We start from the raw sequence: 13,281 nt of genomic DNA, 5'->3' as shown, positions 1-13,281 counted from the left end.
ATCGCGTCGAAGGTACCCCGGGCCACCGACAGCCGGCCCGGCGGACGGCGGGGCCGGTGCGGACCCGGGAGGGACGGCGGGGGCGGGCGGGGCCCGACGGCTCCGCCCGCCCCCGGCCGCGGGGCGTCGCCGCGGTTCAGTGCGCGGAGTGCTTCTCCGCGCCGCGGTGCCGGTGGCCCTTGAGCTCGGCGTGCATCGCCGGGGCCCCGTGCGGCGCCGAGGCGGCGGTGTCGCGCCCGCCGTGCCGGAAGGCGTCGGGGGCGGTGTACCCGGTGGTGGCGGAGGACGCGGCCCCGCCGCCCGACCGCGGCGCGAGCCTGCTCGGTGGGTTCGCCATGCCCCGGCGCTCCAGCAGTTCCTGGGTGCCCTGGCGGAGCTTGGCGGTACTGCCCGGGGTTCGCTTGGTCATCGTCGGCCTCCCTTCGGCGGTCACCGGCCGGACGGATGTCGGCCAGGGGCCGCACGGGCGTCTTGTCCGGATTTTATCCGGATCGTCCCCGACCGCCACCGGGAGCGGGCGGCGGGCGGGCCTTGGGCGGCGGGCGGGGCGGGGCGCCCCGCTGCGGCTCAGCCCATCACCTCGTGGACGAAGCACCACCGCCAGTCCTCGCCCGGCTCGAAGGAGCGGATCACCGGGTGCGAGGTGTCGTGGAAGTGCGCGGTGGCGTGCCGCTGCGGCGAGAAGTCGCAGCAGCCGACGTGCCCGCAGTCCAGACAGATCCGCAGGTGCACCCAGTCCCGGCGGTCCTGGGCCAGGCAGTCGGCGCAGCCGCCGGCCGGCGGGAGGGGCGCGATGTCCTGGGGTGCCGCGGCGAGGTCTTCGCAGGCGCTCATGCTGGCAGGGTAGTGACGGCGCCCGCCCGGCGGGCCGGGGACACACCCGTCCGGGTGAACCGCCAGGGTGGCCCTGCCGGACCCCCGGTCCGGCGGACCGGGGAGGACCAGGGCCCTGGGTGGACCGCGACGGGCCGCGCAGAGTGGACGGCGTCCACCCGAACACCCCGTCCAGGAGCCACCGTGAACCACCCCGGCCTCGCCGCCCGCACCGCCGTCGTCACCGGAGCCGCCAGCGGCATGGGTGCCGCCACCGCCCGACTGCTCGCCGCCGGCGGCGCCCGGGTCGCGCTGCTCGCCCGCCGCACCGACCGGATCGACGCCCTCGCCGCCGAGCTCGCCGCCGCCGGCGGGCAGGCCCTCGCCGTCACCGCCGACGTCACCGACCAGGCCTCCGTGGACGCCGCCGCCCGGGCCGTCCACGCCGCCTACGGGCCGGTCGACCTGGTGGTCAACAACGCCGGGGTGATGCTGCCCAACCCGCTCGCCGACGGCCGGATCGACGAGTGGACCCGGATGGTCGACACCAACCTCACCGGCGCCCTGCGGATCGTCCGCGCCTTCAGCGCCGACCTCACCGCGGCCGCCGCCGAGGGCCGCACCGCCGACCTCGTCAACGTCTCCTCGATCGCCTCGCACGTCGTCTTCCCCGACTACGCCGTCTACGGCGCCACCAAGGCCGCGCTCACCCAGCTCTCCGCCGCCCTGCGCAGCGAGCTCGGCCCGCGCGACGTACGGGTCAGCGCCGTCGAGCCCGGGCTGACCGACACCGAGCTCGGCGGCCACATCGACAACCCCGACCTGCGCGAGCAGCTCGGCGGGATGTTCGCCGCCATCCCGGCGCTGACCGCCGAGGACGTCGCCGACCTGATCGCCTACACCGTCAGCCGCCCCCGGCACGTCAACCTGCGCCACCTCGTCGCCCTGCCGACCCGGCAGGCCTGACCGGCGGGCGGCCCGGCGGCGGCCGGCGGAAGCGGCCCGGCCGCGCCTGCCCCGCGGCCGGGCGGAAGCCGGCTTCCGGTCCCGGACGGCACGGGTGGCGTGGGACCATGCCACCCGTGGCGATCGTGACGGGGAGTACGAGCGGCGACACCGGCGGGGGCACGACCGCCGAGGCGCCCACAGCAGCGCGCCGGGGCATACCCGGACGCACCGGCGGCGGCCGGAGCCGGGCGGTGTCCGAGTCGGGCCGGATCCGGCAGCCCGTCGCCCTGATCCGGCTCCTCACCGGGCTCCTCGCCGTCGCGGTCACCCTGCTGCTCGCCGACTACGCCCGCGCCACCACCGGTGGCATCGCCGCCGACGTCGCCGAGGCCGCCGCCCTGGTGCCCCGGCCGCTCGCCCACCTGGCCAACGGCCTCACCACCGCCGCGGTCCTCCTGCTGCCGGTCGTCCTCGCCGCCCGCCGCCTGCTCGGCCCGGACCGGCGACGCGCCCTGCAGCAGGTCTCCGACGGCCTGCTCGCCGCCGTCCTCGCCTACGGCGCCACCCTCGGCGTCGACCTGTGGGCCGACGCGCACGCCCCGCCCTCCCTGCTGGCCGCGCTCACCCAGCCGCTGCCCGACGGCGTCCCGGGCCACACCGAGCCCGTCTACGGGTACCTCGCCCCCGTCCTCGCCTTCATGACGGCCTCCGGCAGCCGCGAACGCCGCGCCCCCTGGGCCGTCCTCGCCGTCTCCGGCCTCGCCGGGCTCGCCGGCGGCTACGCCACCCCCACCGCCCTCCTGCTCGGCCTGCTGCTCGGCTGGACCGGTGCCCACGGCACCCTCTACGCCGTCGGCACCCCCGACCCGCTGCCCGGCCCGCGGGAGATCCTGCGCGCCCTGCGCGAGAGCGGTCTGCGCCCCACCGGGGCCCGCGCCGTGGCACCCGACCACCACCTGGTCCACCAGGCCGACGGCAGGCCCGACCTCGACGTCCTGCTGCTCGAGCGCCAGGCCGTCACCGCCGCCGCCGTGCAACGCGCCTGGCGCCGCCTGCGGCTGCGCACCGCCCCGCACCCGCGGGCCCTGCGCTCGCCCCGCACCGGCCTCGAGCACGAGGCGCTCGTCACCTACGCGGCACTCGCCGCCGGCGTCCGCACCCGCCGCATCGCGGCCACCGCCGGGCTCGGCCACGACACCGCGCTGATCGCCTACGAGCACCTCCCCGGACGCACCCTCGACCAGCTCGCCGAGCCGGAGATCACCGACGAGCTGCTCGCCGAGGCCTGGCGGCAGCTCGCCCGGCTGCAGCGCCGGGAGATCGCCCACCGGGCCCTCGTGCCGTCCTCCCTGCTCGTCGACGACGACGGCGCGGTGCACCTCGTCGACTTCGCCGACGGCGACATCGCGGCCAGCGAACTCGTCCTGCACTGCGACATCGCCCAGCTGCTCACCACCCTGGCGCTGCGCACCGGCGCCGCCCGCTCCGTCCGCAGCGCCATCGCCGTCCTCGGGCCCGACCCGGTCGCCGCCGCCCTCCCGCTGCTCCAGCCGATCGCCCTGGCCCTGCCCACCCGGCAGGCCCTGAAGCAGGCCGACCGGGCCGGGGCGGGGCCCGCCCCGGCCGCCGCGGAGACGGACGCCGGGGACGGGCCGGCGCCGGCCGCGGCCGGCAGCGGGCTGCTGGACGCCATCCGGGCCGAGGTGCTGCGGGCCCGGCCGCAGGCGGTGGGCCGGCCGGTGCGGCTGGAGCGGCTGCGGCCGCGGACCCTGCTGGCGGTGGTCGGCGGGGTGGTGGCCGGGTGGCTGCTGATCCCGCAGCTGTTCGCCGCCGAGGACAACCCGATCGCGGCGGTGGCGGACGCCGACCCGGCCTGGCTGGCGCTGGCGCTGGTCGCGGCCGCGGCGAGCCACGTGACGGCCGCGATGGGGTTCGTCGGGTTCGTGCCGGAGCGGCTGGACTTCCGCAACGCGGTGCTGGCCCAGCTGGCCGGCGCGTTCGTGAAGCTGGTGTCGCCCGGGGGCGTCGGCGGCGTGGCGCTGAACACCCGGCTGCTGCAGCGGGCCGGGATCCCCACCGCGCAGGCGCTGTCCAGCGTCGGGGTGGGGCAGCTGATGGGCCTGGTGCTGCACCTGCTGCAGCTGGGCGCCTTCGTCTACCTGCTGGACCTGCAGCCGGGCGGTTCGGAGCTGGACGCGCTGCCCGCGGTGGTCGGCGGGCTCGCCGGGGCGGCGGCCCTGCTGGCGCTGGTGTCGGCCGTCCCGGCGGCCCGGCGCTGGCTGGTGGCCCGGTTGCGGCCGCTGACCGCGGAGGTGCTGCCCCGGCTGCTGGACCTGCTGCGCAGCCCGACCCGGCTGGCGGTCGGCCTGACCGGCCAGCTGCTGGTGTCGATCTGCCTGATCGCCTGCCTGTACTGCTGCACCCGGGCGATCGGCCGGGCCCCCTCGTTCGCCTCGGTGGCGGTGGTGTTCCTGGTGGGCAACGCCGCGGGCAACGTCGCGCCGACCCCGGGCGGGGCCGGCGCGGTGGACGGCGCGCTGATCACGCTGCTGCAGCAGACCGCGTCGATGGAGAAGGGCGGCGCGATGGCGGCGGTGGCGATGTTCCGCCTGCTGACGCTGATCCTGCCGGTGCTGCCGGGGTGGGCGGCGATGACCTGGCTGCAGCGCCGCAAGGCACTGTAGGGCCCGTAGCCGCCCGTCTCGCCAGGCCCGGCTACTCGCGGTACTCGTCCTCGTCGAGCTGGACGACCCGGCTCTGCTCGGCGGCGTCCGCGACGTCGGTGGCGGGGTCGGCGCCGAGGGCCCGCCGCTCGGCGACCTCGTCGTACTCGTCCCCCTCGGCCGCGTCGTCGTCGGGCTCGACGGTCTCGACCGTCTCGTCGATCAGGTAGTCCTCGTGATTCTGCGGCATGGCGTCCTTCCTCACTGTTCGTTCGGAGGCTCCCACGGGGCCCGGATGGCGGTACTCGCAGTATCCGCCGCCGGACGGCCGGACGCGAAGCCCCGGGCGGTCCGGCGTGTTGCCGGGGCGGCCGGGCGGGCCGGGGCCGGCCCGCGGAGCAGGGGGTCGAGCGGCCGCCGGGAGGGGTGCGCCGCGCACCCGGGGCCGCCGCCACGACGGGGCACGGCACCACCGGCGGCCCGGGGCGCACCGGCGCCGGGGTACCGGCCCCCCGCGGGCGGGCGGGCCGCGGGCGGAACGCGCCGCAGGCCGCCGGGGGTACGATCGGTGCCGTACCAAGGGCTTACCCACACCCACCCGGTGGCCCCGAGGCCCTTACGAACGACGGGGAAAGCATGTCCGGCTCGCACTACTTCACCGGTGCACCCGAGGTCGCCAGCGAGCGCCGGCCGATCACGGTCTCCCTCCCGGACCTCACCCTCGAACTGACCACCGACGCCGGGGTCTTCTCCCGCAGCCGGCTCGACCCGGGCACCCGGATCCTGCTGGAGCACGCCCCGCCGCCGCGGGTGCGCGGCCCGATCCTGGACGTCGGCTGCGGCTACGGCCCGATCGCGCTGACCTGGGCGAGCCGGCGCAAGCGCCTCCCGGTCTGGGCGGTGGACGTGAACGAGCGCGCGCTGGAGCTGGTGCGGCTGAACGCCGGGGCGCTCGGCCTGGGCAACGTCCAGGCGGCGCTGCCGGACGACGTCCCGGAGGACGTGCGGTTCGCCACGATCTACTCCAACCCGCCGATCCGCATCGGCAAGGCCGCGCTGCGCGGGCTGCTCACGCACTGGCTCGGCCGGCTGACGCCGGACGGCTCGGCGTTCCTGGTGGTGCAGAAGCACCTGGGGTCGGACTCGCTGCAGAAGTGGCTGAACGACCAGGGCTACCCGACCACCCGCGTCGCGTCGGTCAACGGGTTCCGGATTCTGGAAGCACGGCCCCGCCCGGAGGCGGGCGAGGGGCCGGAGAGTGGACGGGGAACGTCGTCGTGAAGCAGTTGCGCGGGACCGAACTGAAGCGCCTGCACCGCTCGTGGCGGCGCAGCAACGAGTTCCGGCTCGCGATCATCCTGGAGAACCTGCAGTCGCCGTTCAACGTCGGCTCGGTGGTCCGGACCGGCGCGGCGATGGGTGCCGAGAAGCTGTACCTGACCGGGGACACCCCGTCGGTGCGCTCCTCGGGCGCGCAGAAGGCCGCGATGGGCACCGACAAGTACCTCAAGGTGGAGCACTTCCCGACGGTCGCCGAGGCGGTGGCGGCGGCGAAGGCGGACGGCTTCAAGGTGGTCGGCCTGGAGCTGGCGGACGAGGCGGTGCCGATGTTCGCCGCCGAGCTGACCCCGGCGGTGGCCTTCGTGCTCGGGCACGAGGACCGCGGGATCACGCCCGAGGCGCTCGCGCTCTGCGACCAGGTGGTGTTCGTGCCGCAGCTGGGCCGGGTCGGCTCGCTGAACGTCTCGGCGGCCGCGACGGTGGCCTGCTACGAGGCCCGCCGCCAGGGCTACGCGATCAGCGGCACCCCGGACGGCGGCGACCTCGGCGGAGACCTCGGCGACGACGAGTAGCACCGAGCGGATCATCGTCACACCCCCGGAGGGGCGGGCCGGAAGGCCCGCCCCTCCGTCGTCGTGCCCGGCCGCGATCCGCCGGCCCGGCCCCGGCCCGCGCCCTCCCGCGGCGGCCGTCGGAGCGGGTGGTCAGCGCAGCGTCAGCTAAGCGTCAGCGCGTCACGCGACTGTAGTTGGCATGACGTCGATCACGGCAGTCTCCAGCTGTCTTCCCGACACCATCCCGATCGCCCGCTTCCAACAGGAACTCCAGCTGACGGATGTGCAGCTCCGGCGCTACCAGCGCTTCTACGGGCTCGCCGAGGTGTGCCGCGACCCCGCGGCGACCGAGACCGAGCTGCTGCTGCGCGCCGCCACCAAGCTGGTCGAGCTGCGGGGACAGGAACAGCGCGTCAAGTACGTCCTGCAGGCCCGGACCATGCCGTCGCCGCTGCCGTACCCGATGACCTCGCTGCAGCCGATCCAGGCCGAACTCGGCCTGGAGCACGCCGCGGGGTTCGTCGTCTCGCACCACGCGTGCGCCTCCGGGCTGCTCGCGCTGGACATGGCCGGCACCCTGCTGGCCGCCGACCCGGACCCGGACGCGCTCGCCCTGGTCCTGGCCGGGGAGAAGGCGTGCACCACCCAGACGCAGTCCATCCCGGACGTCACCGTCATGGGCGAGGGGACGGTGGCCTTCCTGGTCAGCGCGGACCGCAACGGATCCGACCGCATGATCGGCTACGCGACCCGCACCCACACCCAGTTCGGCGACGAGTTCATCATGGGCGACGCCGCCGCCAAGGAGTTCCAGGACCTGTACGGGCCGGGGCTCTGCGAGGTGATCGGCGCCGCCCTGGAGGAGGCCGACTGCCGCCTGGACGAGTTGGCGCTGGTGCTGCCGCACAACGTCAACCGGCTGTCCTGGATCGGCGTGTGCAAGGCGCTCGGACTGCCGCTCGAGAAGGTCTTCCTCGACCTGATCGGCGAGACCGGGCACTGCTTCTGCGCCGACCCCTTCATCAACCTGCAGAAGGCCACCGAGCTGGGGCGGCTGCGCCCCGGCGACCGCTACCTGATGACCAGCGTGGGGCTCGGAGCGACCTTCGCCGCCATGGTCTTCGAGCACTGAGGGCCGCCAGGCCCTGAGCCCGCCGCGCCGCGCCGCCCGAGCGGGCGCACACGAGAAATGACGAGGTCGACATGCATCTACCGTCCTCCGGCTTCAGCGCGCGCCTCAAGCGCGCCGTGACCGGCTCCGCGGACACCCCGCTGGTGTTCCTGGGCAACTTCGAGGTGGAGAACCACTGGGCGATCGGTGAGCCCGCGCTGCCCCGGGTCGCCTCGCACGCGGGCAGCGCGGTGGTGAACCGGATGGACGAGTTCGCGCTGCTGCTCGGCGGCAAGGACGACCACGTCGTGCTGAAGACCCCGCTGGACGAGGGCTACCGCGGCTACCTGGAGGGCCTCGGGCTGGAACTGCCCACCGTCCACGTGGTGGCCGGCCAGGACCCGCAGCGCACCGTCAGCGAGGACGCCCTCGCCGACCCTGCGCTGCTGCGCGCGCTGTCCGCCGTCGCCGCCGAGGGCGCCCGGCTGACCGCGCACGGCATCTCCGCCGTGGAGGAGGAGCTGTCCGAGCGCACCGGGCTGGCGCTGGGCGCCCCGTCCGCCGCGGTCTGCAAGAAGGTCAACAGCAAGGTCTACAGCCGCCGGCTCTCCGACGAGCTGGGCATCCGGCAGGCCCGCGGCTGGGCCTGCGAGACGCTGGAGGAGCTGGCCGGGGCGGTCGCCGCGGCCACCGAACTGCTCGAAGCCGGCCGCAAGGTGGTGCTGAAGGACGCGTTCGGCGTGTCCGGCAAGGGCATCGTCGTGCTGGACAGCGCGGCCCGGCTGGCCCGGCTGCACCGGATGGCCGTCCAGCAGGCCGAGAAGGCCGCGAAGGCCGAGGGCGGCGCGCCGCGCACCGCGCTGGTGATCGAGGAGTGGGTCGCCAAGCGCTGCGACCTCAACTACCAGTTCACGGTCGGCCGGGACGGCTCCACGCACTTCGACTTCGTCAAGGAGCTGCTCACCGAGGGCGGCGTGCACAAGGGCCACCGGATCCCGGCCCGGCTGACCGACGGCCAGGTCGCCGAGATCGCCGCGACCGCGCTGCGGCTGGGCGAGCGGCTCGCCGCCGACGGCTACTACGGCGTGGTCGGCGTCGACGCGATGGTCGACCCGGACGAGGGCCTGTACCCGGTCATCGAGATCAACGCCCGCAACAACATGTCCACGTACCAGAACGTGGTGCACGAGGGCGGCCTGGCCGGGGCCGAGGAGGTCGCCGTCGCCCGGCACTTCCCGCTGCGGCTGACCCGCCCGCTGCCCTTCGCCGAGCTCGCGGAGCTCCTGGACGGGCTGCTGCTGACCGAGCGGGGCCCGCGACCGCGCGGCCTGTTCGTGAACAACTACGCCACGGTGAACGCCGCCGCGGGCACCGGCGCGGACGGCTTCGAGGGCCGGCTGTACGGCGTGCTCGTCGGCGCCTCCGACGAGGAGATCGAGGCGATCGACACCGACATCACCCGCCGCCTCGCGGCGCATTCGGAAGGGAGCTGACCGTGAGCGTCGCATTCGAGGTCCAGGGCCTCGGGATCACCGGGCTCGCCGAGGAGTTCGGCACCCCGCTCTACCTGTACGACGGCGAGGAGATCACCACCCGCTTCCAGGGGCTGCGCGAGTCGCTGCACCCGGCGCTGGAGATCTTCTACTCGCTCAAGGCCAACCCCAACATCTCCGTCTGCGCGCTGCTGCACGACCTGGGCTCGCGCGCCGAGGTGTCCTCGCTGACCGAGCTGGTCACCGCCCGCCGGGCCGGCGTCGCGCCGCAGGACATCATCTTCCTCGGCCCCGGCAAGAGCCGCGGCGAGGTGGCGGCCTGCCTGGACGAGGACATCCACGCCATCGTCTGCGAGTCGATCGGCGAGCTGGACCTGATCGACGAGGTGGCCCGGGAGCGCGGGATCACCGCCCGGGTCGCGCTGCGGGTCAACCCGAGCTTCTCGGTGAAGGGCTCCGGCCTGACCATGGGCGGCAAGCCCCGCCAGTTCGGCACCGACGAGGAGCTGCTGCTGGCCGAGGGCAAGGACCTCGCCACCCGCTACCCCAACATCCGGCTGATGGGCGTCCAGGTCTACCTGGGCACCCGGATCCTGATCGAGGAGTCGGTCGTCGAGAACACCCGCCGGATCCTGGAGCTGGCCGAGCGCCTCTCCACCGAGCTGGGCTTCCCGCTGGAGACCGTCGACGTCGGCGGCGGCCTGGGCATCGCCTACTTCGACAACGAGAAGGACCTCGACGTCGCGGAGCTGACCGCCGGGCTGAACCCGCTGATCGCGGACTTCCGCGAGCGGCACCCCGACACCCGCATGATCATGGAGCTGGGCCGCTTCCTGGTCGCCGCCTCCGGCACCTACGTGACCCGGGTGCGCTACACCAAGACCTCGATGGGCGAGAACTTCGCGGTCACCGACGGCGGCACCAACCACCACATGGCGGCGGTCGGCATCGGCTCGTACGTCAAGCGCAACTTCCCGATGGTCGCGCTGGAGCGGATGGACGAACCGGCCACCGAGCCCTGGCACATCACCGGGCCGCTCTGCACGCCGAACGACGTGATCGGCAAGAAGGTGCCGATGCCGGCGCTGCGGGCCGGCGAGCTGGTCGGGGTGCAGCGCTCCGGCGCGTACGGGCCGACCGCCTCGCCGGTGCACTTCCTCAGCCACGGCTACCCGGCCGAGGTCCTCGTCCTGGACGGGCGGGCGCACCTGATCCGGGAGCGCGACGACGTCGAGGCGATGCTCGGCCGCCAGCGGCTCTACGCCGCCGGCGACGACCAGAACTGACCACCCGCCGGCCGACCGACGGCCGGGACCGGACCGAGGAGAACAGCATGACCGAGACCACCGTCACCGACGCCAAGTACGTCGACGCCGTCCGCAAGGGCCTGTCCGAGGTCCTCAACAAGGACGTCTCCGACGCGGCCGAGAGCGTCCGCCTCTTCGACGAGCTGGGCCTGGACTCCAGCAGCGCGCTCGAACTGCTCATCACCATCGAGGAGATCCTCGACGTGCAGTTCGACGCCGACGAGCTGGACATGACCCACTTCGAGACCGTGGGTTCGCTGGCCGGCTTCGTCGCCGCGGAAGCGAGCGCCTAAGCATGTTCCGCGCGAGTGCGCCCGTACGGCGCCCCGTCCCGGTCGGCGCGGACGGCCCGGCCGGACCGGCCCTGGCGACGGCGGCCCTGCCCCGGCTCGTCCGGGCGGCCGCCCACGTGCCGCCGGGGCCGGGCGCACCGTACCGGCCGGAGGGCGCGCGGGAGGAGTTCTACCGCGAGCTCGGGGCGCTCTACGGGGCGGACTTCGACCGCGGCCAGTTCGCCGCCTCGGGGCGGCGCACCTCGGTGGAACTGGCCTACGGCGCGCTCGACGCGCTGGGGCCGCTGACCCCCGAGGAGTGCCCCGAGGTGGTGGTGGTCGCCTACGCCGCGCCGGACTTCGACCACGCCGAACTGGTCGCCTCCTGCGTGAAGCGGCGGCTGCCCGGCGAGCCGCTCTCCTTCGCGCTGTCCGACCAGGGCGTCCTGGCCCCGTTCAGCGCGCTGCGGGTGGCCGTGGAGTACGCCCGGCGCTGCGGCTGGTCGCGGCTGCTGCTGCTGGTCGTGGACCAGGGCACCCAGCCGTTCCCGCTGCCCGCGACCGGGCAGTCCGCCGTCCACGCGGACGCCGCGGTCGCCCTGCTGCTGCACTGGGACGGCGGCGACGCCGCCCTGGGCGGGGCCGCCCAGGGCCTCCCCGAGCCGGGGCTGTTCGCCGACTGGGACGACCGGGCGTCGGTGGTGGCCGGCGCCGGCCTCTCCGACGCCGGCGCTGAACTTCCGTCGCACGACGGGACGTTGATCAGGGTGGCGGACGGGCAGCCCGCCACCGGCGGCTGGGCCGCCCTGCTCGCCGTCACCGACCGGGACCGCCCGGTGGTGGTGGCCGACTACGACCGGGAGCGCGGCCTCCTGGCCTACTGCACGCTCGACACGGGGGAGCTGAGGGTCCGATGACGGTTCCGGCCGAGGTGCGCGAGCACTGGCGGGAGGCACGGACGAGTGCCCGCAACGACGGACTCGTCCCGGCGCTGACCCTGCTCTCCCGCGCGCTGTCCCCCGGGGTGGCCCCGCGCGGCCCGCGCGGACACGCCGTGGTCCCGCGCGAACTGCTCGGGGACCTCCCCGAGTTCGACGAGGAGGAGGACGGGGACGGGGGTGCGGACCCGGTGCCGGGACTCGCCGTCCTCGGCCCCGCCGCCACCGCGCCGGCCCCGGCCGGCCCGGACTCCCACGACTGGGGCACCGGGCTCGCCTGGCTGCGGCTCGGCGCGTCCGAGCGGCTGCGCGAGGCCTGCACCGCCTACCTCGCGGCCCGCCAGGTCGAGGGCACCTCGCTGCTGCTGCAGCAGCTGGTCAAGGGGGCGCTCGCCGACGTGCTGATCGACCACCTCGAGATCGAGGGCGTCCTCGACGACCTCGCCGAGGGCGTCGCCCCGGACTCCCCGCTCGCCCCCGTGCTGCCGCTGGACGCCGCGGCCCTGGCCCGGCTCCAGGCCCAGATCACCCAGGCGGACCGGGCGCTGCTGCGGCTGCTCGGCGCCCACGGCTTCACCGCCGACGGGCCGGGCCGGACGGCGTACGCCTCCGAGCTGCTCGCCGACGTCTACTGCGGCTGGCCGGGCCCCGCCGGGGTCCCCGCCACGAACGCCACCTCCCGGAAGGACAACGCGTGACCAGCCTGCCGGCCTCGCTCGACACCACGCACCGGTACGTGCGGCGGTGGGCCGACGACCTGCGGGCGGGCGCGCTCGAACTCGACCGGGACCCGGAGGCCGTCCACCGCTTCCTGGACCTCCCCGCGGTGCGCTTCCTGGCCGGGCACCAGGTGCCGCCGGACTGGGACCGCGCGTCCGCCGAGGCCGGGGCCGGCCCGGCGCACGGCCTGGCCACCCTGGAGCGCGTCCTGGTCAGCGAGGAACTGGCGCGCGGCGACGCCGGGATGATGCTCGGCTCGCCCGGAGCCTCGATGTGCGGGGTCCTGCTGAGCGTGCTCGGCAGCCAGGCGCAGAAGGACTGGGTGTACGGCCGGCTCGCCGAGCGCCCCCGCTGGACCTGCTTCGCCCTCACCGAGCCCGAGCGCGGCTCGGCCATCGGCGAGATGACCACCACGCTGACCCCGGTCGGCGACGGCTCGTACCTCCTGGACGGCGAGAAGCGCTACGTCGGCAACGCCGCCCGCGCCGACCTGGGCGCGGTGTTCGCCCGCGTCGCGGGCACCGAGCGGCTCGGCGTGCTGGCCGTCCTGGTGGACACCGCCGACCCGGGCTTCCGGGCCGAGCCGCTGCCCACCCTCGGACTGCGCGGCGTCCAGCTGACCCGGATCACCCTCGACCGGGTGCACGTGCCGGCCGAGCGGGTGCTCGGCACGCACCTGCCACCGACCCGGCGCGGGATGTGGAGCATCGTCTCGGTCTTCAACCAGCTCCGCCCCAGCGTGGCCGCGATCGCCCTCGGCATCGCCCGCGCCGCGCACGACTACGTCGCCGAGAACCGCAAGGAGCTGCGCGGGGCGGAGCGCGAGCTGTTCGAGTCGCTCGGCCGGCGGATCGACGCCGCACGGGGGTTGACCTACCGCGCGGCCCTCGCGGTGGACCGCCGGCCGGCCGCCGGACACCTCTCCTCCGCGGCGAAGGCCCGCGCCTGCGAACTCGCCGAGGACGTGACGATGAGCGCACTCGGATTCTTCGGACCGGGTGCGCGACTGGATCATCCGCTCCTCGACAAACTCGCCCGCGACGCAAGGGGCGTGGAGTTCATGGAAGGGACACGGAACATCCAGAAGCTCAATCTGTTCCAGGGGCTGCACACCGGAAAGGTGGGCCGGTTCTGAACAGGACCGAACAGTCCTCCGCTCGGGATTCGGTCGAGATCTGGAG

General features: G+C 75.2%; 14 protein-coding genes. 11 read left to right on the top strand and 3 right to left on the bottom strand.

The window, feature by feature from the left end; all coding sequences use genetic code 11:
• Window positions 1–136: 136 nt before the first annotated feature.
• Complete coding sequence (locus ACIA8Q_RS31810; RefSeq protein ID WP_360211165.1) at window positions 137–409, bottom strand: hypothetical protein; 273 nt, start codon at window positions 407–409, stop codon at window positions 137–139.
• Between the two features lie 158 nt (window positions 410–567).
• The gene (locus ACIA8Q_RS31805) at window positions 568–834 is read right to left on the bottom strand and encodes a UBP-type zinc finger domain-containing protein (RefSeq protein WP_360211163.1); all 267 of its coding nucleotides are present in this window, start codon (window positions 832–834) and stop codon (window positions 568–570) included.
• 240 nt (window positions 835–1,074) lie between these two features.
• On the opposite strand from ACIA8Q_RS31805, the gene ACIA8Q_RS31800 reads away from it, so the two are divergent.
• Together ACIA8Q_RS31800 and ACIA8Q_RS31795 are read left to right on the top strand one after the other, a co-directional pair.
• Window positions 1,075–1,779 carry an SDR family oxidoreductase gene (locus ACIA8Q_RS31800; RefSeq protein ID WP_387902133.1) on the top strand — a complete coding sequence of 235 codons (705 nt, stop codon included), beginning with the start codon at window positions 1,075–1,077 and terminating at the stop codon, window positions 1,777–1,779.
• Window positions 1,780–1,895: 116 nt separating this feature from the next.
• Window positions 1,896–4,445 (top strand): lysylphosphatidylglycerol synthase domain-containing protein, encoded by a 2,550-nt coding sequence (locus ACIA8Q_RS31795; protein WP_360211159.1) that lies wholly within the window; start codon window positions 1,896–1,898, stop codon window positions 4,443–4,445.
• Between the two features lie 31 nt (window positions 4,446–4,476).
• On the opposite strand, the gene ACIA8Q_RS31790 is transcribed toward ACIA8Q_RS31795, so the two are convergent.
• Entirely contained in the window at window positions 4,477–4,674 is a 198-nt protein-coding gene (locus tag ACIA8Q_RS31790) for a hypothetical protein (RefSeq protein ID WP_360211157.1), read from the bottom strand.
• 386 nt (window positions 4,675–5,060) lie between these two features.
• On the opposite strand from ACIA8Q_RS31790, the gene ACIA8Q_RS31785 reads away from it, so the two are divergent.
• The 9 genes from ACIA8Q_RS31785 to ACIA8Q_RS31745 all read left to right on the top strand — a co-directional run bounded on the left by ACIA8Q_RS31785 (window position 5,061) and on the right by ACIA8Q_RS31745 (window position 13,235).
• Window positions 5,061–5,705, top strand: coding sequence for a methyltransferase (locus ACIA8Q_RS31785; protein WP_360211155.1), 645 nt, complete (start codon window positions 5,061–5,063; stop codon window positions 5,703–5,705).
• The gene (locus ACIA8Q_RS31780) at window positions 5,702–6,277 is read left to right on the top strand and encodes a TrmH family RNA methyltransferase (protein WP_360211153.1); all 576 of its coding nucleotides are present in this window, start codon (window positions 5,702–5,704) and stop codon (window positions 6,275–6,277) included. The genes ACIA8Q_RS31785 and ACIA8Q_RS31780 overlap by 4 nt, the downstream gene beginning before the upstream one ends.
• 181 nt (window positions 6,278–6,458) lie before the next feature.
• Window positions 6,459–7,391, top strand: a complete 933-nt coding sequence (locus ACIA8Q_RS31775; RefSeq protein ID WP_396318136.1) for a 3-oxoacyl-[acyl-carrier-protein] synthase III C-terminal domain-containing protein — start codon at window positions 6,459–6,461, stop codon at window positions 7,389–7,391.
• A 71-nt stretch (window positions 7,392–7,462) separates the two neighbouring features.
• Complete coding sequence (locus ACIA8Q_RS31770) at window positions 7,463–8,863, top strand: hypothetical protein (RefSeq protein ID WP_360211149.1); 1,401 nt, start codon at window positions 7,463–7,465, stop codon at window positions 8,861–8,863.
• Window positions 8,864–8,865: 2 nt separating this feature from the next.
• Window positions 8,866–10,149 carry a type III PLP-dependent enzyme gene (locus tag ACIA8Q_RS31765; protein ID WP_360211147.1) on the top strand — a complete coding sequence of 428 codons (1,284 nt, stop codon included), beginning with the start codon at window positions 8,866–8,868 and terminating at the stop codon, window positions 10,147–10,149.
• Window positions 10,150–10,196: 47 nt separating this feature from the next.
• Window positions 10,197–10,463 (top strand): phosphopantetheine-binding protein, encoded by a 267-nt coding sequence (locus ACIA8Q_RS31760; RefSeq protein WP_360211145.1) that lies wholly within the window; start codon window positions 10,197–10,199, stop codon window positions 10,461–10,463.
• A gap of 2 nt (window positions 10,464–10,465) precedes the next feature.
• On the top strand, window positions 10,466–11,359 hold the full coding sequence (locus tag ACIA8Q_RS31755; protein ID WP_396318135.1) for a hypothetical protein: 894 nt from the start codon (window positions 10,466–10,468) through the stop codon (window positions 11,357–11,359).
• Window positions 11,356–12,078: a hypothetical protein gene (locus ACIA8Q_RS31750; RefSeq protein ID WP_396318134.1), complete on the top strand. Its 723-nt coding sequence runs from the start codon at window positions 11,356–11,358 to the stop codon at window positions 12,076–12,078. Before ACIA8Q_RS31755 ends, ACIA8Q_RS31750 begins: the two co-directional genes overlap by 4 nt.
• Window positions 12,075–13,235, top strand: coding sequence for an acyl-CoA dehydrogenase family protein (locus ACIA8Q_RS31745; RefSeq protein WP_360211139.1), 1,161 nt, complete (start codon window positions 12,075–12,077; stop codon window positions 13,233–13,235). Before ACIA8Q_RS31750 ends, ACIA8Q_RS31745 begins: the two co-directional genes overlap by 4 nt.
• Window positions 13,236–13,281 lie beyond the last annotated feature (46 nt).

Origin of the sequence: Kitasatospora sp. NPDC051705 (assembly GCF_044453265.1) — a bacterium.
Classification (GTDB): Bacteria; Actinomycetota; Actinomycetes; order Streptomycetales; family Streptomycetaceae; genus Kitasatospora.
This window is presented reverse-complemented; position numbering and strand designations above follow the sequence as displayed.